This is a genomic window from Candidatus Nitrososphaera sp. 86-2, assembly GCF_056726185.1.
In genome coordinates, this window is sequence record NZ_JBWZON010000001.1 from 101,141 (window position 1) to 126,381 (window position 25,241).

At 53.9% G+C, this 25,241-nt stretch carries 25 protein-coding genes; 10 read left to right on the forward strand and 15 right to left on the reverse strand.

Annotated features, from left to right (window positions below; all coding sequences use genetic code 11):
* The first annotated feature begins 108 nt into the window (after positions 1-108).
* Positions 109-1,071: a deoxyhypusine synthase gene (locus tag ACYOR7_RS00670; RefSeq protein ID WP_294805922.1), complete on the forward strand. Its 963-nt coding sequence runs from the start codon at positions 109-111 to the stop codon at positions 1,069-1,071.
* Here the strand turns inward: ACYOR7_RS00670 and ACYOR7_RS00675 are convergent.
* On the reverse strand, positions 1,068-1,451 hold the full coding sequence (locus tag ACYOR7_RS00675) for a nuclear transport factor 2 family protein (protein ID WP_294805921.1): 384 nt from the start codon (positions 1,449-1,451) through the stop codon (positions 1,068-1,070). The two genes, ACYOR7_RS00670 and ACYOR7_RS00675, sit on opposite strands and share 4 nt — an antisense overlap.
* 13 nt (positions 1,452-1,464) lie before the next feature.
* On the opposite strand from ACYOR7_RS00675, the gene ACYOR7_RS00680 reads away from it, so the two are divergent.
* Complete coding sequence (locus ACYOR7_RS00680) at positions 1,465-2,322, forward strand: inositol monophosphatase family protein (RefSeq protein ID WP_479912836.1); 858 nt, start codon at positions 1,465-1,467, stop codon at positions 2,320-2,322.
* Here ACYOR7_RS00680 and ACYOR7_RS00685 read toward each other — a convergent pair.
* Genes ACYOR7_RS00685 through ACYOR7_RS00705 form a run of 5 tightly spaced genes read right to left on the reverse strand, consistent with a single transcriptional unit; the run spans position 2,319 to position 7,946 of the window.
* Positions 2,319-5,084 carry a peptidylprolyl isomerase gene (locus ACYOR7_RS00685; protein ID WP_479912837.1) on the reverse strand — a complete coding sequence of 922 codons (2,766 nt, stop codon included), beginning with the start codon at positions 5,082-5,084 and terminating at the stop codon, positions 2,319-2,321. The two genes, ACYOR7_RS00680 and ACYOR7_RS00685, sit on opposite strands and share 4 nt — an antisense overlap.
* A 49-nt stretch (positions 5,085-5,133) precedes the next feature.
* A complete protein-coding gene (locus tag ACYOR7_RS00690; protein ID WP_294805917.1) occupies positions 5,134-5,787 on the reverse strand; it encodes an MBL fold metallo-hydrolase in 654 nt (217 codons plus the stop codon).
* 32 nt (positions 5,788-5,819) lie between these two features.
* Entirely contained in the window at positions 5,820-6,209 is a 390-nt protein-coding gene (locus ACYOR7_RS00695) for a PIN domain-containing protein (protein WP_294805915.1), read from the reverse strand.
* A gap of 4 nt (positions 6,210-6,213) precedes the next feature.
* Positions 6,214-7,476: a translation initiation factor IF-2 subunit gamma gene (locus ACYOR7_RS00700; RefSeq protein ID WP_479912838.1), complete on the reverse strand. Its 1,263-nt coding sequence runs from the start codon at positions 7,474-7,476 to the stop codon at positions 6,214-6,216.
* Between the two features lie 53 nt (positions 7,477-7,529).
* Complete coding sequence (locus ACYOR7_RS00705) at positions 7,530-7,946, reverse strand: S6e family ribosomal protein (RefSeq protein ID WP_479912839.1); 417 nt, start codon at positions 7,944-7,946, stop codon at positions 7,530-7,532.
* A gap of 338 nt (positions 7,947-8,284) precedes the next feature.
* Here ACYOR7_RS00705 and ACYOR7_RS00710 point away from each other — a divergent pair, with 338 nt between their 5' ends.
* From ACYOR7_RS00710 to ACYOR7_RS00720, 3 genes are all read left to right on the forward strand, one after another.
* Complete coding sequence (locus tag ACYOR7_RS00710) at positions 8,285-9,046, forward strand: winged helix-turn-helix transcriptional regulator (RefSeq protein ID WP_479912840.1); 762 nt, start codon at positions 8,285-8,287, stop codon at positions 9,044-9,046.
* Positions 9,047-9,261: 215 nt separating this feature from the next.
* Positions 9,262-9,705: a hypothetical protein gene (locus tag ACYOR7_RS00715; protein WP_479912841.1), complete on the forward strand. Its 444-nt coding sequence runs from the start codon at positions 9,262-9,264 to the stop codon at positions 9,703-9,705.
* 135 nt (positions 9,706-9,840) lie between these two features.
* Entirely contained in the window at positions 9,841-9,975 is a 135-nt protein-coding gene (locus tag ACYOR7_RS00720; protein WP_479912842.1) for a hypothetical protein, read from the forward strand.
* On the opposite strand, the gene ACYOR7_RS00725 is transcribed toward ACYOR7_RS00720, so the two are convergent.
* Positions 9,976-10,158 (reverse strand): zinc-domain-containing protein, encoded by a 183-nt coding sequence (locus ACYOR7_RS00725; protein ID WP_479912843.1) that lies wholly within the window; start codon positions 10,156-10,158, stop codon positions 9,976-9,978.
* 73 nt (positions 10,159-10,231) lie between these two features.
* On the opposite strand from ACYOR7_RS00725, the gene ACYOR7_RS00730 reads away from it, so the two are divergent.
* Entirely contained in the window at positions 10,232-10,732 is a 501-nt protein-coding gene (locus ACYOR7_RS00730; protein ID WP_479912844.1) for a dual specificity protein phosphatase 23, read from the forward strand.
* 2 nt (positions 10,733-10,734) lie between these two features.
* Here ACYOR7_RS00730 and ACYOR7_RS00735 read toward each other — a convergent pair whose 3' ends face one another.
* From ACYOR7_RS00735 to ACYOR7_RS00755, 5 genes are all read right to left on the reverse strand, one after another.
* Positions 10,735-10,881 (reverse strand): hypothetical protein, encoded by a 147-nt coding sequence (locus ACYOR7_RS00735; RefSeq protein WP_479912845.1) that lies wholly within the window; start codon positions 10,879-10,881, stop codon positions 10,735-10,737.
* Between the two features lie 405 nt (positions 10,882-11,286).
* A complete protein-coding gene (locus ACYOR7_RS00740) occupies positions 11,287-11,622 on the reverse strand; it encodes a hypothetical protein (RefSeq protein WP_479912846.1) in 336 nt (111 codons plus the stop codon).
* A 181-nt stretch (positions 11,623-11,803) separates the two neighbouring features.
* Entirely contained in the window at positions 11,804-15,034 is a 3,231-nt protein-coding gene (ileS, locus tag ACYOR7_RS00745) for an isoleucine--tRNA ligase (RefSeq protein ID WP_479912847.1), read from the reverse strand.
* A 43-nt stretch (positions 15,035-15,077) separates the two neighbouring features.
* Entirely contained in the window at positions 15,078-15,596 is a 519-nt protein-coding gene (locus ACYOR7_RS00750; RefSeq protein WP_479912848.1) for a DUF192 domain-containing protein, read from the reverse strand.
* 35 nt (positions 15,597-15,631) lie between these two features.
* A complete protein-coding gene (locus ACYOR7_RS00755; RefSeq protein ID WP_479912849.1) occupies positions 15,632-16,828 on the reverse strand; it encodes a TrmB family transcriptional regulator in 1,197 nt (398 codons plus the stop codon).
* A 167-nt stretch (positions 16,829-16,995) separates the two neighbouring features.
* Here ACYOR7_RS00755 and ACYOR7_RS00760 point away from each other — a divergent pair, with 167 nt between their 5' ends.
* The 4 genes from ACYOR7_RS00760 (at position 16,996) to ACYOR7_RS00775 (ending at position 22,728) form a co-directional block, all read left to right on the forward strand.
* Positions 16,996-17,631 (forward strand): Snf7 family protein, encoded by a 636-nt coding sequence (locus ACYOR7_RS00760; protein WP_479912850.1) that lies wholly within the window; start codon positions 16,996-16,998, stop codon positions 17,629-17,631.
* Between the two features lie 115 nt (positions 17,632-17,746).
* Complete coding sequence (locus ACYOR7_RS00765) at positions 17,747-18,346, forward strand: hypothetical protein (RefSeq protein ID WP_294807679.1); 600 nt, start codon at positions 17,747-17,749, stop codon at positions 18,344-18,346.
* A gap of 95 nt (positions 18,347-18,441) precedes the next feature.
* Positions 18,442-19,671: an AAA family ATPase gene (locus ACYOR7_RS00770; RefSeq protein WP_366137909.1), complete on the forward strand. Its 1,230-nt coding sequence runs from the start codon at positions 18,442-18,444 to the stop codon at positions 19,669-19,671.
* Positions 19,672-19,956: 285 nt separating this feature from the next.
* A complete protein-coding gene (locus ACYOR7_RS00775; RefSeq protein ID WP_479912851.1) occupies positions 19,957-22,728 on the forward strand; it encodes a chitobiase/beta-hexosaminidase C-terminal domain-containing protein in 2,772 nt (923 codons plus the stop codon).
* Positions 22,729-22,854: 126 nt separating this feature from the next.
* Here the strand turns inward: ACYOR7_RS00775 and ppa are convergent, their stop codons facing one another.
* The 3 genes from ppa to ACYOR7_RS00790 all read right to left on the reverse strand — a co-directional run bounded on the left by ppa (position 22,855) and on the right by ACYOR7_RS00790 (position 25,129).
* Positions 22,855-23,394 (reverse strand): inorganic diphosphatase, encoded by a 540-nt coding sequence (gene ppa / locus ACYOR7_RS00780; protein WP_294807687.1) that lies wholly within the window; start codon positions 23,392-23,394, stop codon positions 22,855-22,857.
* Between the two features lie 233 nt (positions 23,395-23,627).
* Positions 23,628-24,026: a DUF1801 domain-containing protein gene (locus ACYOR7_RS00785; RefSeq protein ID WP_294807969.1), complete on the reverse strand. Its 399-nt coding sequence runs from the start codon at positions 24,024-24,026 to the stop codon at positions 23,628-23,630.
* 215 nt (positions 24,027-24,241) lie between these two features.
* Positions 24,242-25,129 (reverse strand): GNAT family N-acetyltransferase, encoded by an 888-nt coding sequence (locus tag ACYOR7_RS00790; RefSeq protein WP_294807972.1) that lies wholly within the window; start codon positions 25,127-25,129, stop codon positions 24,242-24,244.
* Positions 25,130-25,241: the final 112 nt, after the last annotated feature.

Sequence of the window (25,241 nt, forward strand, 5' to 3'; positions counted from 1 at the left end):
ACCTGCATTTAAAAAATTCTGTTCGCGTGCGTTTCTTGCAAAGGCTAGGCGAAAGCGACTCCCTGCAGGACATTATTTTTATTATAGCGCGCCCTGTACGGCGCTGTTATGGCCGGCAAGAAAAAAGGGGCAAACGACCTGTTGCACAGCGCGGTAAAGGATCACGCTATTTCAAGAGACTCTGACGTGAACTCGATATTTGCGAGCATGGCAAGCTCGGGTGGCTTTGAGTCGCGCAACCTCGCTGACGGGGTCGACATCCTGAAAAGGATGATAGAGGAGCCAAAATGCACCAAGTTCCTGTCCTTTGTGGCCGCGCTGATGTCGACAGGCGCCCGCGGGATTGTCCGGGACATGCTGAAGAACAGGATGTTTGACGTCGTCATCACTACCTGCGGCGCGCTGGACCACGACATCGCAAGGTCGTACGACAAGTACTACGCCGGCGACTTTCGCATGGACGACATGACCCTTTTGAAAAAGAAGGTCCATCGCCTCGGAAACGTGCTCGTGCCGATGACTGCATACGGCCCGCTCATTGAGGAAAAGGTTCAGGAATGCCTGAACGACATGTACAAGGCAGGCCACCGCGACGTGTCGACCTACGAAATCACCGATTATATCGGTAGCACACTTGGCGAGTCGTCTTTCCTTTACTGGGCTCACAAGAACAAGATACCCGTGATAGTGCCGGGCATAGTCGACGGCGCAGTCGGGAGTCAGATATGGCTGTTCAACCAGCAGCACAAGGATTTCAAGCTCAACCTGCTAAAGGACGAGACGAAACTTTCCGACATGGTGTTTGACGCCAAGAAATCCGGCGCCTTCATGATAGGGGGCGGGATTTCAAAGCACCACACGCTCTGGTGGAACCAGTACCGCGGCGGCCTCGACTATGCCGTCTACATCACCACGGCGCCGGAATGGGACGGGAGCCTGTCAGGCGCGCTCGTGGCTGAAGCAATATCATGGGGCAAGGTCACGACCAAGGCGAGGCAGACTACAATCCACGGCGAGGCGTCGACGCTCTTGCCGTTCATCTATGCTGCGCTTGCTGCGGCCGGCCGCTAGCCCTGCGCGCCGTAAAACGCGCTGGACCTGACTACAAGGCCGCTGCTGCCTGAAAATTGGAACTTTTCCACCACGAGCGTCCTCTGGCCGTTCAGCAAAGAGCTGTACTCGAAATAGCACTGGTCGCCGTTTATCGCAAAGGCTACCGGGGTAAAATGCAGTTCGTGGAGCTTTTGCAGCGCAAGCGACCAGTACTGTTCAAGTTCCTTCTTGCCCCTTACCCTGCCCTCGCTTTTTTCCGGCATCATCGCCTTTATCTTGGGGCTTGCAAACTCGATGTCGTCAGAATACATGGCAAGGACCGCGGCAAGGTCGCGGCTGTTCCATGCCCTGATCCACCTGTCAAGATGTTCACGGACAAACTCCTCTGAAATTGCCAACGCCTGAAATCTCGTGCAAAACCGTATTAAATCTGCCGGAAACGATTATTACGGCTCGCAGGCTAGCAAGAAGCACCGCTTGGAGCTCAAAGAAGACGCACTGCGGCACTCGCTTGCCGCCGGCAGGCAGGCCGCAAAACTGCTGAAGGACAATTTTGGCAATTCTGAAACCTATGACGTTTCGGTAAAGCACGACCGCTCGCTCGTGACAAGGGTGGACGGCGAGTCGCAGGCACTCATAATGTCGTACCTGAAAAAGCAGTTTCCAGACATTCCATTCGTAGCCGAGGAGCAGGACAGGCAAATCAACGCCGGCGTGAAAAAAGACGGATATTATTTCGTCATAGATCCGCTTGACGGCACCGCAAGCTTTGTCATCGGAATCCCGTTCTTTTGCACGTCAATTGCACTCTGCAAGGGCTCGCAGACCCTGACTGGCGTCCTTGTCGACCCAAACCACAACGAAGAGTTTACCGCAGTCCTGGGCAAGGGCGCGTTTTTGAACGGCAAAAGGATTGCAGTCACAAAGAGGCGCAACATTGAAGAGCTGTACCTGAACGTGAACCACACAAAGTTCGACCAGGGCAGGTTTGAGCGCATCAGCGCAAACATACTGAAAAAGATAAAGCGCTTCCACAAGCTCGGCAGCCTCTGCCTGGAAGTCGCGTACGTCGCCTCCGGCCGGCTGGACGGCACGATAAACAACGACCTGTCCATGTGGGACATTGCAGCCGCCGGCCTGATTCTTGAGGAGGCCGGTGGCAAGTGGACGCTCCTTGACGGGAGCAAGCCGGCGTTCCCTGTCTTTGACAAGCTGGACATCGTGGCCACGAACGGAATAATCCACGACGACCTTTTGAAAGCGCTCTAGCGGGGCACTATTTTCACTGACAGTATCCTTGCGTCGTCAGGATTTGCGATGTGGTCGCTGACGCTCTGATCGCTGCCGCCGACCGTCGGCAGGCTCGCTATCTTGTCCACCACGTCCATGCCCGCTATGACGCGCCCAAAGGCAGTGTACTGGCCGTCAAGGACTTGCCTTATGTTATTGTCGTCCTTGAGCACGATGAAGAACTGCGAGCCGGCGCTGTTGGGGTCGTTTGCCGTCCTTGCCATCGACAGTATTCCTCTGTTGTGGGGTATATCGGTAAACTCGGCGTTTATCTTGTAGCCTGGGCCGCCAGTTCCCCACTGGTTCCTGTCTGCAGTCGCGTTCTTGGTCAGCGGGTCGCCTCCCTGTATCACAAAGCCTGGTACAATCCTGTGGAAGGCCGTCCCGTCGTAAAAGCCGTTTTTGGAAAGATCGATAAAGTTCTGGACCGTCTTTGGTGCAGCGTTGGGGAAGAACTCTGCCTTTATCACGCCCTGCGTGGTAGTTATCTCGGCTATCTGCGGGCCCGGCGTCATGTTTGCCAGCGTCCCGCTGGTCGGGGTGTACGGGTCATGCGTGGGATGTGGCACATAGTCCTTGTTTACCTTGTATATGAGGACGCCCGTCACGATGCTGCTGTCTTTTTCAAAGCTTGGCGACGCGTACACCAGGTGGAACGGCAGGCTGGGGTCGCCGTCCGCGGGGTACTTTACATGCTTTGAGTAAAGCCCTACCAGACCGGGCTTGTATGTCGGTTGTATGTTGGCAAGGCCGGTCGAGGTGAACGACGCAAAAGAGAGTGGATCGTACGGTATGAGCTTGCCAAGGAGCGTGTTGTTCCAGAACGCGTTCTTGGGCGTAAAGCCGTCGCTTTCCAGGTATCTGCCTGTGTCATAGCCTGCAATCCTGATTATCCAGTTCTTTTTGCTCTCTTCTCCGCCCTGCCCGAGGGTAAACACCGGGACGTCGGCGCCGGTGGAGTTACCGCCTCCTGGCCTGCCGTTAAACTGGTGCTGGCCGACGACATAGACTACGAGGTAGTCTGCCTTCAGGTCGTGCGCTATCTTTATGCCGGACTGCTCGTCGCCGGAGAACATCTTGGCTATCGTCTCGATGCGGGTCTGGTTGAAGGTGGCGCCATCCGCAATGGTGGTGCGCTCGCCGAGCGTGGTTATCCAGTAGCCATAGTCCCACCACGACGCGATGACCGCGTTCTTTTCGGTGTGCTCGGAGATCCACTGTGTCGCGTTTATCCAGTCGGTGCTCGTGGTCCGAAACACCGTGCCGCCGTTTCCGATGGCAGTCGGCACGTCGACGGCAGCCACCCAGTTGGAGTTTGGCGGGTAGAACACGGGGATGAGGAGCATCGCTATCACGATGCCGACGTACGCCATCTTGACCGGGGTGCCCATCGGCTGCTTGGCCGCTTCCTTGCGCTTGCCCTTTTGCGGGCCGGACGTGTGCGCGTCTCTGTGCTCAAGTATGCTCCTTGTTATCTCGTAGAGGCCGATGCTTGCAAGAACTATGACGCCTATCGACGCAAAAACCAGCAGGCGGGCAAACGTGGCGCTCACGTACGCGCCTGTGATGCCGATGATGAGCGCAAACACCGCCGTGTCGTTGCGCCTCTGAAAAGCCATCCACGCGCCAAAGCCAGCAAATATCAGCAGGATGGAAAAGTCTGTGAAATAGTCCGCAATCGTGGGAGTCAGGTGCTCCGCTACCGATTCCACCAGCGCGTTCTGCGACGAGACGCCAGGGAAGATTGCATTGATGTATCTGAAACTGGGCGAGATGTACGAGCCTGAAACCACCAGGCCGATGCCTGCCGCCACAAACGCGATGAGCAAAAAGACCATGTTGCGCTGCCTTGCGCGCTCGTTGTCCTTGCTCATCTTGCCGACAAAGTTGGCCGCGACGAGAAAGATGGTGGTCCCTATCATGGCGACTCCCGGCAGGCCGGCGATGAACGACATTCCCGGCCTTGGGAATCCTGCAGCGGCTATCAGCGTGAATACCGTAAAGGCGACTGCGACGTACATCGGTATCGTCAGGTCGCGCTTGAAGAACGGAAGCGCAAGGAAAAACAGGGCTATCGGGATGCTAAAGTACTGTATCCCTCCCCAAGAGGCGTTTGCAAGGCCGAGGAGAAGCCCACCGAGCACCGCCTTTGGTATCGCATACTTGATCTCTTTGTGCCTTATGGCCGAGATGAACAGGTACGCCGCCAAGAGCCCGAAGAACAGACCGAGTGGCTCTGACTTGAACCAGCCGAGGTTGCCCCTGAGAATGATTGGCGGGCTTAGTGCAAAGAGAAGCGCCGCAAAGAGCCCCGCGGTAGTACCGCCAAGGACGCGCAAAAGCGCAAAGACGACGATGACCGTAAGCGAGCCCATGACGACGGGAAACATTATGGTAAAATCAAGGAGCGACCCGCCGCCTCCAAACATCGAGTACATTATGGCCGCAGTCACATGCAGCCCTGACTGCGATGTGCCGGGGATGTCGCGCCCTTCTGGATACCACGACATGGTGTCGTGCCAGTGCCAGTAGGCGTCAAGGCCGTTGTCGAGGATGTATTTCGTGGCCCTGTAGTCGAAATACGGGTCAAACTCGTTGAGGTAGGCGCCGTACTTTATCGGCATCGCCCTCATGATTACTGCAATCGAAAACGCCATCGCAAGGACGGCTATGACTATGAGGTGTCTGGTCTGAAATTCAAAAGAGCCAACGCTAAACAGCGACTTGCCGCCTTGCAACATATATTGCCGTTTGTGGAGCCTTCACCTCTTTTTTAAGGTACTGCCTATTTTATTCCTGCTCAAGTATCTCCACGGGGCACGCCTTTACCAGTTCCTTAAAACGCGCCGCATCTTTTTTCGAGCCGACAATTGAGGCATAATGCATCGGGATCGCAAGCATCTTTGGCTTTATCTTTTCGTCCACCGCCTTTGCGGCCTCGTCTGCAGTCATGACGTACGTGCCAGAGACCGGCACGAGCGCGATGTCAGGATGCACCTGCGACATTTCCGGTATGTCGTCAGAGTCGCCGGCGTGGTAGACGCGAATGCCGCTCAGCGTCATCACGTAGCCGACCTTCTTGTCGGCCTTTGGGTGGAACTTTTTGTTGGTGTTGTACGCCGCCACCACCTCCACCTGCACGCCTTGCACCATCACCCTGTCGCCCGGCGCAACCGCATTTACCGCAAGCCCAAGCGGCCTTAGCTGCTCTGCGCATTCCTTTGCCGCTATTATGTCGGTTTTCTTGCCGACCACCTGTTTCAGGTCATCCATACTCAGGTGGTCATAGTGGTTGTGGGTTATCAGGACAATGTCGGCGTCGTTTCTTCCCTGCTGCGCCTTGGACAGCTGGTACGGGTCGATGTAGATCGTTTTTCCGCTGGCGACAATCCTGTAGCCGTCGTGGCCAAGCCAGTGGAACTTTATCCCCTTGTAATCGAGCATGAGAAAGACTCATCTGAAATTTATTTAAGTTTTCAGTCCAGGTTCGGGTTTGCCACGACGAGCCTGTCGCGGCTCAGCGTCAGTACGAGCACTTCGTTTGCAATGAGGCGCCTGCGCAGGTTGGTGTCGATGGTCGCAACGGCGCACTTGTTCTCCGTCGCGTATTCCACAATCGCGTCGTCCACATGCGCGGCTTTTGGGATCTGCACCTCCTTGAATTTTGTGCTGATGATTTCAAGCGCGGTCTTGGCCATCATGGCCCGCTTTGGTCCCGCCTTCTCTGCAAGCCTCTTCAGTTCGTCGATGACAATTCCGGGAACGATAAAGTCAAGCCGGCCAAACTCGTGCTCCACCCTGTCAATGTATTTTATCGGCTTTTGCACGAGGACCATGAGGAAACTTGTGTCGCAGAGAACCTGCATAGCACTAGACCGCTATTCCGGACCCAATGAGGCGCCACCTTTCTGCAATCCTGCGGCTGATGGCGACCCTGCTCTTTGGCATCAGGCACACCGGCTTTTTCAGTTTCACTTCCATCTTGCCGTCGCGAACGCTGGTAACAGTGCCGACTGCCGCAGCCGTTCCGATGTTGAGCCTCAATGGCTCCTTTGCCTTTATCGGCTCGACCTTGACCATATCCTGCGTGCCAACAGCCGTGTCAAAGAGATGTGTCTCGACAGTAACGTCCTCGACGTCTTTTGGAAGCGTGCCAGGCCTGCCGATGACAGAGCCTATCAGAGAATCGCTCTTTGTGTACGTCGGGTCCAGCTTTGTTCCAATAGCTACGAGGCCGCCCGGCTTGACATTGTCCACAAGGCCGGCGCCTGTACCAAGAGTCGAAATCACGGAGGTAATGGGCTCATACCTGTTTTTCTTTTCGTCCACCAGTCCCGGCCTTATCTCTATCTCGTCGCCGACGGAAAACTCGCCCTGCACCAGCGCGCCTCCTAGGATTCCGCCCTTGACCTGCTTTATCGGCGCGCCCGGCTTGTTGATGTCAAACGAGCGCAGCGTGTGCATTATCGGGGGTACGTCCTTGAGCCTCTTTGGCGTCTTGATGTTGGTTTCAATCGCTTCGATGAGCGAGTCGATGTTGAGCCGGTGCTGCGCAGACACGGGCACTATCGGCGCCTTGTCTGCGATGCTGCCTTTTACAAAGTCCTTGATCTGCTTGTAGTTGTCCAACGCTTCGTCATAAGTGGCAAGGTCTGCCTTGTTCTGTACGAGGACGAGCTGCTGTATGCCAAGGACAGAGAGCGCAAGAAGGTGCTCGCGGGTCTGCGGCTGCGGCACTTTTTCGTTTGCCGCCATCACGAGTATGGCGCCGTCCATCAGCGCGGCGCCGGAAAGCATGTTTGCCATCAATGATTCGTGGCCGGGAGAATCTACGAAACTCACGACGCGCAACAGCTCTGCCTTGCCGCCGCACCCTTCGCAGGTTGGCTGCGTCCCGTAGCACTGCGGAGGCTCGCACCCTGAGCACTTGTAAAACGCTGCGTCTGCATAACCTACCTTGATTGTAATGCCGCGCCTGAGCTCTTCGCTGTGCGCGCTCGTCCACACGCCCGTGATGGCCTCTACGAGCGTGGTCTTGCCGTGGTCCACGTGGCCCGACGTGCCAATGTTAACGCTGGGCTGGTATCCAAATTCCTTTATGTACCAGTCCGGCAGTGTCTCTTTCCAGTGCAATTGATATCTACCGTTTAATTCTCTCTGATATTAAGGTAAGGAGAGGAAAAAACTTACTTTTTCTTCTTTTCTTCTTTTGCCGGTGCTGCTTCAGCAGCCGGGGCTTCTTCCTTTGGCTTTTCCGGCAGCTTGCCTTCCACCAGGCTGACGTTTAATTGATAAATTTCCTCGGTGACCATGTTGCCCCTGACCAGCTTGCGAATCCTGCCTCCTTCCAGGTTCTTGGCGCCGACGCCTTCGGACATCAGCACGTATTTCTTTACTCCGCCGTGGACGTCAGAGCGCATTGGGGTGCCGGACTTGTCAGAGCCTCCTGTTATCTTGACCTTGCCACCTGAAATGCCTATTACGGATGAATCGAGAATGGAACCAATCCTAGCGCCAAGCAGCGGCTGCGCGGACTTGTCCTTGAGCTCCTGCGAGACGCTCCTGCCTGTCGAGTCGGAAATGACTAACTTGAACTGCGCCATGCAGAATCAAGGCGCCTTTTGGATTTAATTAACCTTTGGCTTGAAGATCCTGCGATATTGTAGTCCGACTAGGGGATAATTACTCATCCATGATTTCTCATAAATGCTGGTCTCGTGTGGCTAGGTTTCATATAGCAGTCTCACCCCCTCTCACTTTGTTGTTGTCGTCGATGTCAAAGGGAGTCGTCTTGGATTCAATAGACTTGGAAATCCTGAAGAGACTGACTTACGATGCCCGGGCTTAGTACAGTTCCATCGCCTCCATCCTTGGGATTACCGTTAATACTGTCAAGAACAGGATCAAGAAACTTGTCGCCGGCAAGGTGATACAGAATTTCATGACAGTCCCGAATTTTGCAATATTTGGATTCGACAAATCATTCAATATCCTGGTACGGCACGACGGGAACTCGGAAGAAAGAACAGCCAGTCGTCTGGCAAGCCTCGGATACCTATACATGCAAGTCAGCCTTTTCGAGAACACCTCGGTTTTCAGGCTCTTTTTCAAGAAGGAAACGAGGGTCCCCAGCATAAAAGAGATCGCCGGCTTGATAAAACCTAGCAAGGTGGTAGTAAAATTCACAGAAGAACTGCGTTATGATTTTACGCCGTCGCAGACTGACTGGAAGATTATCTACTGGCTACTTTTGGAACCTAGAATCAAGATAAAAGATCTGGCAAAACGCACCTCTGTAACAGAAAAAACAGTCATCAGGAGGTTGGGAGTCATGTCGAAAGAACGCATCCTCGACTTTACTGTCCATTGCAACAAGGCTGCCATGAGCAACTATCTCGATTTCAGGCTAATCGTCATTACAGACAATTCCTTGTACGACAATGTTGTAAGCCAGCTTCACAAGCAGTCGGAAGATCATTTCATGTTCGTCGTGCCACCGAGTTCTGAAACTATGGTGCTTCTAACCCTGTTTGCAAGAAACCTCTCAGAGCTAGAGTCGGTGACAGAGAAAATCGGCTCCATAAAAGGGGTTCTCAAAGTCATCCCGATTATTCCCTTGGGTATGCATCTAAATCTGAAACATTTGTTGGATGAAATAAGCAAAAAAATAAAGCTGGATGACGGCGCTGCTGCTAGTTTTTAGCGAAAGCTGATCCGCCGGATCATCATGTCCATTTTTTGCAATCTGCTTTGCATCAGGCTTATCTCTTGTAATGCGGCTGTTTTGATCGTTGTTGGCTAGTATCATCATCGAATCAAAAAAGCAAGTATTGGCAGCGGGGCCAGCTGCGGCAACGTTCGCAACGGTGTACAGAGGCAAAGTGGAGAGCCGTATTGCGGGGGAGGAGTCAAACAGGATTGCCAGAGCAGCACAGTAGCAGCATAAGTGCGGGCAAGTACGGAGTAGCAACCGGCCTAGCCATCTACTTTGCAGGATTTATACTCGAATTTCTCAGTGTCGGGCTAGTCCTGAGCAGGGTCGTTGGCATTGAGTCTGGCCTGCCTTCGGTGACCCCTTTTGCAAGCACTCTTTTCGGACTTGGGCTAGTCACTGTAGTCGCGGCCGCTGCCAGGGCCGGCACGTCGACAAAGTATTTGCTGGTGACAGGAGCGGTGATTGGATTGGGTCTCTTTTTCAGGTCAGCGCCGCATGAGATTCACATAGCTTCAGGCATTGGATTTGGACTAGAACATTTCATCCACATCATAATAGGAAGTATTTTGATAACTGTCTCTGTCGTGGCGCTTGCAGTTCTGACGTTTGTACGCAATAGAAAGCCACAAGGAGACAGAATAATGTGAGCTGCAGGAGTCGTCAAACCGCGCCAAGCGGGTTGCAGGTTAGGGCACAACATGAGGATGCCACTCAAACTATTCCATAATGAGTTACTTTCAGGATATTGAAACGGTTAAAAACTAGTACCTGAAAGCATAGGCGTGGCAGAAACAAAGGAAGAAACAATGGAATGCCCACGCTGCGGCTTTGAAATGAAGAACATGACAGCGTGCCACATGATATGTACGAACTGCGGCAGCCACCTCGACTGCAGCGACAAAGGAAACGTCTGGTAATTAGAACGGATTTTTGTCCCAGTTCATCTGATAGTCGTCTGCCATCAGGACCGCCTTTTCCTTCATCAGCTCAAGGTACTCGTCGTAGGTTGCCGAGTATCCGCAAAAGTCGCATTTGACGTTTGCCATATCGTCGTCGACTTGTGCCTTTTTGCTGCACTTGGGGCACCTGGCTTCAATCATAACGTACCTTCAAAGGCGCAGAATATCTGCTTTGTGCATACATATAGCGTTATAAACTGCAACCAACAATTCCATGCCGTTGACCAAGCTGGGCGACGCGTACCGCAAAGTGCGGGGCCTGACCTCTGACCGGCCGTCCAACTTTGGCTGGGTGCTAGAAGGCAAGCTAGCCGGCTCCGGAATGCCTGTCACAAAGGCCGAGTTTGACTGGGCGAAAAGTCAGGGAATATCTGCGATAGTGACGGTGAGGGAAGGGCCGCTCCCGGAAGAGTGGGTCAACGGAAGTGTCGGCTATCTCCACTTGCAGGTGGACGACTTTGCCGCGCCAGAGATTGAAGACATTGAGCGCGCAGTCGAGTTTATCGACGCGCAGCCAGGGCCGGTGATGGTCCACTGCGCGGCAGGAAAGGGCAGGACCGGCGTCATTTTAGCAGCATACCTGATAAAGAAACAGGGACTAGCAGCGCAAGAGGCAATAGACAAGATACGCGCAATGCGCCCCGGCTCCATCCAGTCCGACGCGCAGGAATGGGCGATAGAGATGTATGAAAAATACCTGAAAAGCAAAAAATGATTCTATTCTGGCACCGAATCTATCACGAGCTGCCCGTTCTGCAACTTGACAAACAGATACCTGTTGTCCTTGAATATCAGCGTGATCTCGTTCTTGGTTTCCTCGACGTCGAGGAGCTCCTGACCCTTTATCCCGTCATACTTGGCCATTTCGCCTTTGGAAAAGGCGGGCGCCTTTAAAAGTGTAATCGTGCCTCATTAGGCGGCGATTGGTCGGTGCCATTCACCTAACTTGGATCATGGATCTCTGACGAGGATGTCTTCATAGGTCCGCTCGTAGTCATGGAATAACCCAGCTCATATGTCACAGGATAATACATTACACCTCCAAATCCAAAAATATGATAACTTATTGAATGCATCACCGTAACCTCTCTGCAACCGTGGCCCGTTTCACAAGCTTGAAATCGCGATTGATACATCAAAGGTAGGAGAAATAGTATAGCCACAATAATTGGGACAGTTAGAATTTTTTTCATACAAAATCCCATATTCAAAAGGCGATGATAAGCATTATTGTGCGGTAAATGCACCTAATTGGGCACGATAAAAGTGTTAATCGGCTATTTCCTGATCAAGGCTGTCAAGGCACAGCGCGAGAAGCTCGTTGCTCCTCTTCATGATGTACTCGGGGAACTGCTCGAACGTGAACACGTACTGCTGCTGAAAGTTCGGCGGTATGAATCCGCCGTGCGTTATTACTTGCACGACTACGTACTGCTCGTTCACGGTCGCTATCTCTTCCTCGGCAGACTGGTCCATCTCCTCTATGGTGTGCCTGTACAGCACCACGGGCTTGCCCGTCCTCGTGGCGATGATGGACGCCCTCCTCAGCCTGTCACGCAGCCGTCCCGTGACCCAGCTATCAAGGGTAACCTGCTCGTTGGTCAATTGCAGATAATTGGGCGAAAATATCTAGATAAGACAGTATGCCAATAAACATAGACTTGCGGGTAAACAGTCCTTACTTGCCAGTACTTCTTGAATGTGCTACCTGCCCCCGATGCCAACAAACACCCGGCTGTCTGTTATTACGATATAGCAGCAAAAATGCGTACCATTTGGTAAAAAATCATTCAACCGAAATCCGAAATTCGCGGCCGTCGATTTCCACCTGCTTGTAGCTCACCTTGTCAAGGGGCTCCTTTGACAGCACGGCTGCCTTTACCCGTACAAGATAAGTCATCTCTTCCTTCATGGCCGACAACGCCGCATTTTCCTCGTCGTCGAGCCCGGCGACGTACGCCGCCGCAAGTATGTCCGTCGGGTTGTACTGCCTCTCCTTGCGCAACTGCTGGAGGTTCCTTGCCAAGTCGCGAAGCAAGCCTTTTGCAATCAATTCCTTGTCGCGCTTTGTCGATATGAACACAACTAGGTTGCCTCGCTCCGAAGACGAATAGCCTTCCTGCGCCTTGTACGCAACGTCGACATCCGCCGGCAGAATCTCTGTCGTTTTCTCGTTGTACGCAAGCACGTACTTGCCGGACGTTTTCAGCTCCCTGATGACTGCCAGCTTGTCTGTGCCCTCAAACGCCTGCAACACGGAATTGATGTCGGCCTTTACCCGGGGCGCCACGCTCTTTCTTACCAGAGAAACGTTTACCATGATTGGCAGGTTGTTTTCAAGCAGGCTGGACACCTTTTCCAGCTGCGAGCCTGCGTTAACCAGTACCATCCTGTATTGTTCGGTGTTCAACTGCGATTTCAGAGACTCGGCGACGCCCTGCACCTCCAGCGGTTTCAATTCTGTGTGCGTGCCGCAGATGGTCGCGTCGCGGATTGGCCATCGCCTCTTCAACCCTGCGAGGTTTCTCGCCGCGTTTGCAAGCGACACGACTTCCTTTATCATGTCAAAGGCGCCCTCCACCTTGGCGTTTGCCAGCCGCTCGTCGCGCACCGGCCACGTTTCAAGAAGCACGCTCTTTTTCCTGCCAACCAAGCACGTGAGGTACATATAGTCGCTGATGAACGGCGACAGCGGGTGCAGCATGATGTCTATCTGCAAGAGCACGTGGCTCAGGGTCGCGTACACGGCAAGGCGCTTGTCCAGGTTCTCGGCGCTGTCGTCCCAGATGACGTTTCTCGTTAGTGGAACATAGGTCTGGCTCAGGTGGTTGATGATAAACTCGTCTATCGCCTTTGCCCCCTCGTGGAACCTGCAGCGTTCAAACGCGCTCGTGACCTCTGTTATCAATCCTTGCATCTTTGAAAGGAGCCATACCTCTGTCGGCGCAAGCAGGCCGTTTTCAAGCGCCCATTCAACCGTGTGCTTTTCCCTGTCGAAATGGTCAAACTCGCTGTTCTGACGGAAGTAGACGTGCAGGTTGTGGAGCGTGCTCAGTATCTGGTAAGTCCTAGTCTTCATCTCGTCGAGGCTGAAATTCAGCGCCTCTATCGGCGACGACTTCCACATGAAGTACAGCCTGATAAGATCGACAGGGTTTTCCGACAATAGTTTCCGCGCTTCGATGACGTTTCCAAGGCTCTTGCTCATCTTGTTGCCCTTTTCGTCAAGCACGTGGCCCTGGAACAGGAACGAGCGGTACGGAGCCGCGCTGTTCATGATGACGTTTTCCATGAGGAGCGTGTACGCCCATCCCCTCGTCTGGTCGATGCCTTCTGTCAGAAACGCCGCCGGTATCAGGTCCTTGTACTCCTCGTCAGTCAGCGACGCATACGGAGCCGCGCCGGAATTGTGCCACGTGTCAAGCACGAACGGCTCGCGCTGCATCTCGGCGCCGCATTTTCCGCACTTTATCTTTATTCTGTCTATCCACGGCCGGTGCAGCTCAAACTCGGCTCCATCCGGCAGCTCTTCGGCCTTTTTCACGATCTCTTCCCTTGAAAACAGGGGTTCCTTGTGGCCGCACTTGCCGCACGACCATATCGGCAGTGGCGTCCCCCACACCCTTTCGCGGGATATGCACCAGGGATGCTGCTCGCGGATAATCTCTACGAACCTGTTCTTTGGCTGCTCGAAAAAGTAGTCGACCTTTTGTGCGGCTTCCAAAGGCTTGTCGCCGAGGTTGCTCAGGATGTAGAAGTACTCGCGCCTTGCAAGCCACACCACCTTGTGGTGCGAGCGCCAGCACGTGGGGTACTGGTGCTTCAATTTGCCCATTTTCACGGACGCGCCCCTTGCCTTCATTGCTTCAAACACCTTCATGTCGGCGTCGCGGACAAACATGCCACTGAACGCGCCGGCCTTTTCCGTGAACACCACTCTATCATCAATCGGGACGAATATCGGGACGTTGCGCCTGTTTGCAATGTCAAAGTCCTCCTCGCCGTTTGCCGGCGACAGGTGCACGAGGCCGCTGCCGGTCGCAGTGTCGACATAGTCCTCTGCGACGACAAAGTGTATCGAGCCAGTTTTGGCAAGCTCGGCAAGGCCGGGTATCATGTCCAACAGTGGATGCACATAGTGCCTGCCGTCAAGCTCGCTTCCCTTGACCGTCTTTTCGACCTTGTAGTCTTCGATGCGCAATTCCTTCATCAGTTCTGCAAGCCTGTCCGAGCCGACGACCCATCGCTCGCCTCCCTCGTTCGTGTCCTTTGCGATCCATACGTACGAGTAGTCCGCCTTGGGGTTTGCGCCCACCATCTCGTCGGTGACTATTGTAAAGGGCATCGTCGTCCATACGATGAGAAAAGCGTCCTCGTCGGCAAGTTTCACCTTATAGTAGAACGACGGGTCCTCCACGGTCTCGTAGCCCTGGTTCACCTCGGCGTTTGAAAGCGAGGTCTGACACGACGGGCAGTACGCGACCACCCTGAACCACTCTTTCAGGACGCCGGTCTCCCACGCTTTTCTCAGAAACTGCCATTCGCGCTCTATGTACTCGTCTCTGTACGTCCAGTACGCCTTTTCATAGTTGAACGACATGCCGAGCAGCGCGTCCATCGCTCGCCATTTTTCGTTGTACGTGTGGATTAGTTTCTTGCAGGTCTCTACTATCTTTTCGATTCCAACCTTGCTGACGTTTTCGGCCTTGCTGCCAGTCAGCCCTAGCTCCTTTTCCGCCGCCAGTTCAACAGGCAGGCCCTGCGTGTCCCACCCTGCGCGGAATATCACCTTGCCCTTGCGCAGCGTGTTAAAGCGATACCACAAATCCTTGATGACCCGCCCGCGCAGGTGCCCCGCGTGCGGCTCGCCGTTCATCGTGGGCGGGCCTTCTATGTAGCCGATAAGGGGCCTGCCGGCAAGCTCGTTTTCCAGCATGGCCCTCAGGTCGAGATTATCGAGATAACTGCGAACCTCGTTTTCAATCGCCTTGGCGTCAAAACGAGAATTAAATTCCATGTGTGTGTACGAGAGAGGCGGAGGGCGCGACCCGTTTATATCTTTAGTTCAGGTCAAACTGCGCCTGCGTCCCTTCCTTCACGCCGTGGCGCTCCGAGAACCCCGCTACTGTTTCAAGCACGTACCGGGCATTCTTGTCGGGCTGGTGGTTGGGACAATCAAACTGGTTCGGGCACGGAGGCAGCGAATGCTCGATGTGCACTACTGTTTTGTTGCTGTCGAGCCAGATGATGTCGATTGGAAACTTCATGCCGTTCATCCAGAACGGGTGGGGATAGTCGGTGTCAAACGGGAACAACATGCCTTCTGTCTCTGTCATGTTGTTTCTGACATCGAGACCCTTTTCCTTCTTGTCTTGCGTTTCTGCAATGTCTGCAAGAATGCGGACGCCTGAAATCGTCACGACCGTATGGTTGTACCCCGGCAGGCCGGCCCCCGCGACTGCAGATACGGTGGGAGCGCCCTCGACTATCCTGAGCGCCGGCGTAAAGTACAGGACCACAAAAGCTATCGCTCCAGCAGCAATAGCGGCGCCGACGGCTATTGCAAACCTTGCTTGCACAGAAAGCAGTTGGCGCTTTTGCTATTTATGCGCTATTATATCGGCCTTGCCAGCCTGACGTGCACCAGCTGCGGGCTCTGCTTGCTCTGCATTATCCGCGGCTCGTTGCCTGCGCGCTTGAAGTAGGATGCCAGCACCACTGCCCAGGGCAGGACGTGCTTGCCCTCCGCCTTGGACTGGAGGCTGACAATGTTGTTGCTCCTCTCGTGCCTTAGCCCGCCGAGGCAGCTTATCTTTAGCGCGGAATCGACAAGGTCGAGCATCTCCGGCGCGCTCATCGTCCCCACCTTTAGGCCGTATTTTCGCTCCATGACTTCCAACAGCTCGCCGGCGGGGTCCTCGTTGTTCAAGGCGTATTCGAGCATGTGCGCGGCAAGGCCGTTTTCCACCACCCTTGCAAGCTCTATCGCCTTTGCGGCAAGCGCCGGCTGGGCCTCCAGCGCGTGCTTGGCCTCGCCTGCCCTTGCCCAGCTTTCCTCAAAGTTCTTGGCCTGCAGCGCGCCGTACGCGTCGAGGGAGGCAAAGAGCGCGGCCTTGCCGTTGCTAGAGTCGACCGAGACCATGTGGGTCATGTCTATTATCACCAAGTTTGACGAAACATCAGAGATGCGCAGTTCAATCCCGTCCGGCAATGACGACAGGCTCTCGCTTCCCAGGCACTGCGCGCCAACCATAAAGCGAATCCGCGCGCCGTTTGTCGCCGCCTTTATCAGCTGCCCCCGGCACTGCGCAAGCAGACGCAGGCCCCACGGGTCCAAGGTCGCAGTTATCGACGACCTTGCGTTTGCTGCCAGGCTAGAAATCTTTGATAACGCAGAATCGGGATCGAGGATAAAGTACCTCCTTTCTTCCGAGCCCTTGGGCCTCTGCCCCTCGTCGCTCAACTTTTGTAAACGCTCGACTATCTTGCGCATGTTTCTTACCCTGCGCTCGTGCAGATTCACTATCTCACCAAACGCCTCCTCCGGCGGTATCGCGCTGCATATGAGCGGCTTTTGCCTCGACACGACTGCCAGCCTCTTTTTCTCCAGCTTTTTCACGGTCTGGTACACCTTGGTCCTTGGAAGGTTGGCATAGTACGCAAGGTCGCTTGCGGCAAGCGAGCCCTTGCCTATCATCGTGAGGTAGGCGCGCGCTTCATATTTTGACAGGCCAAACTCTTCGAGGCTGGCCGGCAGGTCGCCTGAGGCTGGAGAAGTATCATGATCATGATGATGATAAGGGTGCTGCATCCGGCATAGACTTGTACAGCGCCAAGGTAAAACGGTGGGTCAAACATATTGCGTCAAAAGTCAAAAAAATGCCAAGCTGTTACCGCGCAAGCGCGTCACCGCGGTGACAAAACTTTCCGGCACACCGGGCGTCTTATCGCCGGCCCCGGAAGCAAAGCCGTTGCAAAATGACGATGTCAAAGTGGGTCAAGTCAGAATCAGTAGTCACTACTTCTACCGACGATTCATCAACTGTTTCGCCCAAGCCGGGAGGTCCCCTGAGGCCGCGGCTTGAGGCAGTGCAGAAGAGGATGGAGAACCAGATAGCCCAGCTTGACGCCCTCCAGTCATCCATGAAGACGCGGGACGACGAGACGTTCCGCAAGCTCATGGCCTCGATAAAGGAGAGCAACGCCCAGTACTCGACCGTGCTCTCGGCCGAGCTGGCAAAGGCAAGGCAGGTAAGCCGCGTCGTTTCGATAGCCAAGGTGGCGCTCGAAAAAATCCACGGCCGGCTTGCGTCCGTGTCGGACTTTGGCGACCTAGTCATAGTCCTGAGTCCTGCGATGGCCGTCGTAAAGAACGTGAGGTCGTCGCTCGTGCCCTTTGTGCCAGAGATGGAGGAGGAGCTGGGCATAATCTCGGAACTTTTGAGCGGGATACTGGTGGACGCCGGCCAGGTGGGAGGCTACACCATCAACTTTGAGACTGCAAACGAGGAGGCGGTAAGGCTCGTAGACGAGGCATCAAGCGCGGTAGAACACAAGATGAAGGAGGAACTGCCCGGAATCCCGGACCTTCCGATGGTACCCAAGGTTGCCTAGCTGACTTCGTGGCTGTCGTCAGCTGGGCGGCCCCGGTCACCCCGGGCGAACACAACGCCCAACATCTTTTGACCCTTTGCCTTTTCGTCGCCTTTTATCAAAATTTGTAGACAATTTGCTGTTTCGCAAGGACTCTACCCTTAGGGAAAGGGCCGCAGTCGCCCTCGCAAGCCTGGAGCGCAACGCCTACGCAATGGGCATGCTGCGAGGCAGGATAGAGTCAAGGGCCAGTTTTGTCTTAAAGTCGCAGGGAAACAACAGCGATGAGTACCAGGAGCTTGCCCGCGTCCTTGAACTTGTAAAAAACGGCGAACTCATCCTCAATGAACTGTCCGGCAAGATGGAGGCCGCGCGCTTTTTGGAAGAGTTTGTCATGATAATCAACGGCGCCGCCGAGTCGGTGAGCGCGGTAAAGGGCGACATGGAGCACTTGGTCCCACTGGCCGAAAAGGCGCTTGCCGAGATGCACGACGCAATATCAAAGATTTCTGGCGGCCTGTACACGCCAGACCCCGAGCCGGCGCAGATAGACATGCAGAACCGCATCTTGGCAGAGGCGACGGCCGCGATTGCGCAGGCGCCGGCTGTATTGCTACAACAACAACAGCAGCAGCCTCCTTCAGCTGTAGAGCTAAAAGAAGCTCCAGCAGTTGTCAAGGCGCAACAGCCTGCAGTTCCGAGGCAGCAGGAAGCCGAGGCCGAGCAGCTGGCATAGAGGACTGTGGTGTAAACTTTTCACACTGCAAGCAAAGATAGATTTACACCTAGGTAATTCAAATTGCTAACCAATTTTCATCTGGAACTGCAATTATGAGTCTCGCACCCCAAGAACTTGAAAATAGCGCTAGCAAGTATGCAGCCGAGGCGATCAGGCTTGACTCCCAGGGCTCAAGAGGCATGGCTATACAGTCATACCAGAGGGCAATTGAGGCACTCGTCAAGCTCGTACAGATCTACCCGGATTACAAGTTGAACAAGGTCTACATGGAACGGGCAAACGCGTACCAGAACCGGATAAAGGCACTCCAGATGTCCCACGGACTTGACGACGACAGGCCGACCCCGATTGAGGACAACAGGACAGAACCGGCAAACGGTAACGGCAAGGGCGGTGCCGCGTCTTCTTCTGGCGGCGGCAAGTCCGGCAACGTAGAGACGCTAAAGGCAGACTTTGACGACCTCGTCATGAAGGACAAGCCCAAGGTGAGCTGGGACGAGGTCATAGGACTTGACGACGCAAAACGCGCGATCCGAGAGTCCATCGTTTACCCGATGAAGAGGCCAGACCTGTTCCCGCTTGGGTGGCCACGCGGAATACTGCTGTACGGGCCGCCGGGATGCGGCAAGACGCTGCTTGCGGCCGCAGCCGCGGCAGAAATCGACGGCTACTTCATCAACGTCGATGCGGCGTCTATGATGAGCAAGTGGCTGGGCGAGGCGGAAAAGAACATTTCAAAGCTGTTCACGATGGCGCGCAAGCTGAACGAGAGCGAGGGCGTGCCCGTGCTTTTGTTCATAGACGAAATCGACTCTCTCTTGGGCCAGCGCAACAGCGAGGTCGGCGGCGAAGTCAGAGTAAAGAACCAGTTCCTGACAGAGATGGACGGCATCAACGGCAAGTCGAAAGAGTCGCAACTGTATGTCATCGGCGCGACCAACAAGCCGTGGAGCCTTGAGGCGGGATTCCTGCGCAGGTTCCAAAAGAGGATTTATGTTACACTGCCGGACAACGCCTCGCGCACGAACCTGTTCAACCAGTACACAAGACCGTTAAACACCGAAAGCGCGCTCAAGATAGACGAGCTTGCGAAAATCACTGACGGCTACAGCGCAAGCGACATCAAGGACATCTGCCAGTCGGTGCAGCTGCGCGTGGTCAACGAGCTGTTCGAGAGCGGAAAAGCGATGGAGACAAACGCAAACCCGCGGCCAGTCGGCACGGTAGATTTCCGCGAGATACTAAAGATCCGCAGGCCCTCGGTCAGCGTGGACATGATAAGGGCGTACATGAGGTGGAGCGACCAGTTCAAGGCGCTCTAGACCTTCCCCCTTTTTCTACTTCTTTTTATATTGATACAAAAAATAGTGGCGCGCCTTTGAGTCTGCAGCTCAGAAAATTAATTACGAATCTGGTTCTATTCTGATATTCTGAATTTCGCACCTAGATTTGCGTAAGTTCGCCTTGTTCTGGATCTCGTAATCGGTTAACCGCGACCGGTTGGCCTGAAAATCCGCCCTTTACGCCGTTTTCCTTCGTAAAACAATCAAAAACCGATGTAATGATGGGCTTGTTGTCTATATACAAAATTATTAGAGCATTGTTATATGACCTTTCAACATCTGCTTGGCTACGGCAGAACTCGCACTACGGCTAGAATCATCGCAGTGATAGCCGTCTTTGTGCTTGTTCTTAACGTCGTGGCCTCGACCCATATGCGTGCATACGCTGCCCCTATCCAGGGTGCATGTAACTGCGTTGTCTTTAGGCTTGACGACATTCAGGATAGCTGGCTCGCCAATGTCCAGGCCGCAGTCATGGACCAGTTTATCGCCAAGAATGAAAAGCTGACCGTTGGCGCCATAATGAACTTTGTCGGAAACGACCCGGTAGTGGTGAACAAGGTAAGAGATGGTGCGCAAAGCGGCAACTTTGAGATCGCAAGCCATGCATGGAACCACGTCGACTATACGACCTTATCTCCAGCAGATCAGATAAGCACGCTGCGAGATGCCAACACCAAGATGGTCAGCCTCTGGGGCAAGAGTGCAGTTACCTTCATCCCTCCATACAACATCTACAATGAAGCTACTCTCGACGCGCTCAAGACCCTCAACATGAAGGTCATCAGCCCCGAGTTTGACCAGGAACTTCCAAGCATATACAACCCGGATGAACCGGACAGCCCTGACAACAAGGTCTACAGAGCAATACCCGGCTCTAACATCACAGACTCGCTAGGCATCTACCACATGCCAGAAACAATCGGCTTTTACAATTATGAAACTCCGCAAGGCGCCAAGAATCCTCTAAGTATGATCCGCAGCCAAATTAACAGCACGATTTCTTCCTACGGATATGCCGTCGTGACCCTCCACCCGCAGGACTTTGCAGTGAAGGATCCCAACGATGTAAACCACGCTCCGGTCAAGCCGTATCAAATCGACAACGCGGAAATCGCCGACCTGAACACACTTCTGGCCGACATCAAAGCAGATGGTTACACGACAAAGACCTTCTCGGAGGTTCTCGACATCTCTGCACCGGTGGGCCTTGATGTCACTCCGCCTGTTCTCATACCTCCTCAAGATATGCATGTAGTTTCAAATAGCACGCTTACCAAGATAGACGATCTTGGAGTCTATTCAGTATCAGACAATTCAGATCCTAATCCCACTGTTAATAAGGATGTACCGCCAGAAGGATTTCCACTAGGAACCACCAAAGTAACTTGGACTGCGGTTGATAAATCCGGCAACAAATCGCCTCCTGCATTTCAGTATGTCACGGTCCGCGCAGCTGCCGATACTGTCAGGCCCACAATTGCTATTACCGATCCACAGAAGAACAGTCAGAAGGGTGGACCTCTAACTGGGACAGTTATAACGGTGAAGGGAAATGCTACCGACAGTCAAACCGGGATAAAAACAGTAGAAGTAAGGACCAATGGTACTGGCTATAAAGCAGCCACCCCGTTTGCTCCTGGAAATTGGACTACTTGGTCTCTTGACCTACCCATCGTCAAATCGGGTGCCTACAACGTTACTGCCAGAGCTGACGACTTTTGGGGCAATTCCCAATGGGATTATTCCCTTGTCAAGGTAACCCTTGGCGCCTCCCTAGACCACAAACCCACAATAACTGCGCCAGACCCTATTACAAGGGAAGCCACCGGTATACTGACCCCTATCCCACAAGCTGACCTTGGGAAACCTACAGTGCATGATGACGAAGACCCGATTGAAAAACTGAATGTAGACAATAACGCCCCTGGCGGTGCAGAAGGCTCAGGATTCCCCATAGGAGTCACGATGGTTAATTGGACTGTAATGGACAGCTCTAAAAACGTCGCATGGGCCTTGCAAAAAGTCACCATAACTGCCCCTTCACTAGTGTTACCATCGCCAAAAGCTGGAGCATACGACGCCCCGCAAACCGTCAGCCTGACTTCGCTACAAGCCAACTCGACAATCCTCTACACCACTGACGGCTCGGCACCCATCAAAAACAGTACTAGCTATAATGGGCCGATACAAATATCCAAAAACACCGACCTGAATGTCGTCCTAGTCAACTCACAAGGCAAGCTTGGCAACGTCACAACCCTGTCGTACATCATCGACACTACGGCCCCAACAGCGTCAGCTTCACCTACCGGCGGAACATATTCTACAGCCCAGTCTGTTACCCTTGCATCAGGCGAATCCAATAGCAAGATCTACTACACCACTGACGGCTCGACTCCTACAACATCCAGCACCGAGTATGTCACGGCGATATCGATAACGTCAACTACAACGCTAAAGTTCGTCGCCAAAGACAGCGTCGGCAATCTCGGCCCTGTTGTAACAGAGATCTATGTCATCCCCGTCGTTAGCAGCGGTGGCGGTGGCGGGGGAGGTGGTGGAGGAGGCGGTGGCGGTGGCGTCATCATAGGCGGCCAAGTCGGCACCTACCCAGACTCGCACTTTGTACAATACCCGCTAGACAAGATCAAGTTCGTCAACTTTGGTGTTGTCAACCCGCTGAACAATAACGTCGTGCTCACATCGGCCACGACTGAACAGCAACTAGACCTCTATGCCACCTTCAAGAACTATCAGAACAACCCGCAGAACTATGTCTACATCATCCAAGTGGAAAAGGACGGCGTCACTATCAAGATCGACTGGCAGACTGGAGCCGTGGACACTGGACAGACAGAAATAGCAAGCAGACCCTGGACGCCAGAAGAGCCGGGCGACTATGTCGTCAGGGCCTTTGTATGGAACCAGTTGAGTGGGTCTATTACCGCGCTGTCTGAAGTCGGCACCTCCAGAATCTCTGTAACAGGACCTGCTACCACTATCGCGGCAGTGGCGGCGGCGCCGCAACTATAGAGAGGAGGTGTACAGGAGCAGCACAAAGGACACAGAGAGAGCAGAATGTGTGTGTACTCCCTAAATATCCCTGAATAGGTCAGAAATCTGCGGCCGGCCCTGAAAAAGCCGGCCGCAGAACATCATTTACTTTTCGTCTTTCTTGTTGTAGCGTTCCATCGCTTCGCTTATCTTTTTCTTGGCAGATTCCTTGTTCTCCCAGCCCTTGACCTTGACGTACTTGCCCTTTTCAAGCTCCTTGTAGTGCTCGAAAAAGTGCTTTATCTGGTCCTGTATATGCTGGGGCACGTTGTTGATGTCCTTGACCTCGGAAAACGACGGGTCGACCTTGGCGACTGGGACTGCCACCACCTTTGCATCCTCGCCTTCCTCGTCGGCGGTTATGAGGACGCCCACAGGGTTTGCGCGGATGACGGACGACGGCACCACGGGGTCGTTTCCCAGCACCAGCACGTCGACGGGGTCGCCATCCTTTTCCTTTGTCTGCGGCACAAAGCCATAGTTGCACGGGTAAAACATCGCGGTGAACAGCTTGCGGTCAACAAAGAGCGCGCCGGTCTCGTCGTCTATCTCGTACTTGATGTTGCTGCCCTTTGGGATCTCGATTACAACGTTCAGTTCTTCCGGCGGGTTCTTGCCTGCCTTGAGCGTGTCTACAAGCGCCATGTGTCTTATCGGGACTAGCGGGCCAAAGTCAAGATATATTCATTCCTATTTTATTGCCGTGTATATATTCTGCCAAAGCATCCCCGTGTTTTCAATGAATGAGGTGATGTTTCTCGGCGCTATATGGACGGCATTGGTCCGCTGCACACGAGCGATGCTTTCCTCATTTTACCAGATTGTTCGGCGGTTGTATCTTTGACACGAGTTTGCAAATGTTTTTGATTCCGCGGGGACTACTCGCGGGCTTTGGACTCGTTCAGGGCCACGGCAGCGCGAATGAGGGCTCTGAAAGCCCCCTCGTCAACCTTGTCGCCTTCGTGGAAGTCGATGGCACGCCTAGCGTTACCTTCCAAGCTGGAGTTGAAGAGCCCGGAGGGATCCTTGAGGGAGGCGCCCTTGAAGAAGGTCATCTTTACTACGTTCTTGTACGTCTCGCCGGTGCAGATCAGCCCATCGTGAGACCATACTGGAGTCCCTCTCCACTTCCACTCCTCAACCACTTTTGGATCGGCCTGCTTGATCAGGGCGCGAAGCTGGGAAAGCATCTCGCCCCTCCAGTCGCCAAGCTCCTTGATTCTTGCGTCTATCAGCTGGGATGGAGAGTCGCCTTTCTGTGAGCCGCCCTTCTTCATGTTGCTTGAGCGTCCTTTGGTTGCTCTTATGCCTTGCGACACCGTTTCGCCTTGTCTTGTGAATCGTCGTGCAGCTCTGGCATTGACTTGAAGTCAGAGTCGTAAGGTACTCTTGCCAAGCGCACGTCGATTTTCCCGATGCAAACTCTGACACAATCTCGAATTTTAATACGATGATGCCATTTCGATAATTTTACGCCCAAGTCTATTCATATTCAGTATGCCAAAGACGGCAGAAAGGGCATCGCCGGTTCTTGGTAGGGGCCAATCGTCATAAGATTTGCAGGCCAGCCTATCCGAAAGCCATTTTCAAGCAACCAGTTAATCACTTCGCGGTTCCGGGCAGGTACAAAGAAACCGGGGCCAAGGATTGCAGGCGCAGATGCAATCAGCGCCTTCAAGTCCTCGCTTGATTTTGCGATTGCATGGCCAAACAGGCCAATGCCCGCCGCATAGCCTGCGATGGTGCCGTCTCGTTCTATCATGGTGGCGACGCCTTGGTCTTTTGCCTGACGCAGTTCCATTTCCCTTGAAAATCCGTGCACCGACCTGCAAAGCTCGTTACATGCGGCAATATCGTTATCATCCTTGACTGGGCGTACAACGACACCATCATCACCATCATTTTTCGTATTTCCTCTATTGTTCAGAGGCTGCCCTTGCATCAAGAACAAGGGTTCCCGAAGGGCGAACCCTGACTTTGTATACAATACGAACGAGCGGATGTGACTTGGCGACTGTACCAGTCTGACCTGTTCCTGCTTTTGTTTTCTAGCCTGATCAAGAGCGGCGTCCATCAGCGCCCTGCCCACGCCGCCGCCCTCCGCGGAAGGATGCACCGTGAGCGGGCCTATCACCGCCACAGGCGAAGGCGGAAACTTGTGAAGGAAGACGCTTCCCAATACCTCGCCCTGTCGCTCTGCCAGTACGCCCCACGAGTTCGGGTTGCCAAGGAGCCTTTTGATGAGCTCTATTCCAAACTCTTCCGAAGGCTGCTCAGAAGGATAGCCATGTGAAGAAGAAATGGCCTTGTGCGCCTCGTACCCGATCTTGCCGCAACTCTCTGCATCGTTCTGCACTATGGGCCGAACAGTCAAGCTCATCTGCAAATCATGAAGGGGTGCGTTTCTATTAAGAGTATATAGAGTGTGTCTCTGATGATGACCATCAAAAGCCAAGCCCGCCGGCACCTCATTACACTTATAACGTTCAGAG

Coding starts and splice junctions, on each gene's coding strand:
- ACYOR7_RS00710 (WP_479912840.1), top strand. CDS start 8,285: ATGACAGTCCCGAATTTTGCAATATTTGGATTCGACAAATCATTCAAT.
- ppa (WP_294807687.1), bottom strand. CDS start 23,394: ATGGCGCTTGTAGACACGCTCAAGGCAGGCAAGAACCCGCCGGAAGAA.
- ACYOR7_RS00785 (WP_294807969.1), bottom strand. CDS start 24,026: ATGAAGAAGGGCGGCTCACAGAAAGGCGACTCTCCATCCCAGCTGATA.
- ACYOR7_RS00690 (WP_294805917.1), bottom strand. CDS start 5,787: ATGCTCGATTACAAGGGGATAAAGTTCCACTGGCTTGGCCACGACGGC.
- ACYOR7_RS00755 (WP_479912849.1), bottom strand. CDS start 16,828: ATGCAGCACCCTTATCATCATCATGATCATGATACTTCTCCAGCCTCA.
- ACYOR7_RS00685 (WP_479912837.1), bottom strand. CDS start 5,084: ATGTTGCAAGGCGGCAAGTCGCTGTTTAGCGTTGGCTCTTTTGAATTT.
- ACYOR7_RS00705 (WP_479912839.1), bottom strand. CDS start 7,946: ATGGCGCAGTTCAAGTTAGTCATTTCCGACTCGACAGGCAGGAGCGTC.
- ACYOR7_RS00670 (WP_294805922.1), top strand. CDS start 109: ATGGCCGGCAAGAAAAAAGGGGCAAACGACCTGTTGCACAGCGCGGTA.
- ACYOR7_RS00735 (WP_479912845.1), bottom strand. CDS start 10,881: ATGGCCAAGTATGACGGGATAAAGGGTCAGGAGCTCCTCGACGTCGAG.
- ACYOR7_RS00770 (WP_366137909.1), top strand. CDS start 18,442: ATGAGTCTCGCACCCCAAGAACTTGAAAATAGCGCTAGCAAGTATGCA.
- ileS (WP_479912847.1), bottom strand. CDS start 15,034: ATGGAATTTAATTCTCGTTTTGACGCCAAGGCGATTGAAAACGAGGTT.
- ACYOR7_RS00760 (WP_479912850.1), top strand. CDS start 16,996: ATGACGATGTCAAAGTGGGTCAAGTCAGAATCAGTAGTCACTACTTCT.
- ACYOR7_RS00725 (WP_479912843.1), bottom strand. CDS start 10,158: ATGATTGAAGCCAGGTGCCCCAAGTGCAGCAAAAAGGCACAAGTCGAC.
- ACYOR7_RS00695 (WP_294805915.1), bottom strand. CDS start 6,209: ATGCAGGTTCTCTGCGACACAAGTTTCCTCATGGTCCTCGTGCAAAAG.
- ACYOR7_RS00730 (WP_479912844.1), top strand. CDS start 10,232: ATGCCGTTGACCAAGCTGGGCGACGCGTACCGCAAAGTGCGGGGCCTG.
- ACYOR7_RS00790 (WP_294807972.1), bottom strand. CDS start 25,129: ATGAGCTTGACTGTTCGGCCCATAGTGCAGAACGATGCAGAGAGTTGC.
- ACYOR7_RS00775 (WP_479912851.1), top strand. CDS start 19,957: ATGACCTTTCAACATCTGCTTGGCTACGGCAGAACTCGCACTACGGCT.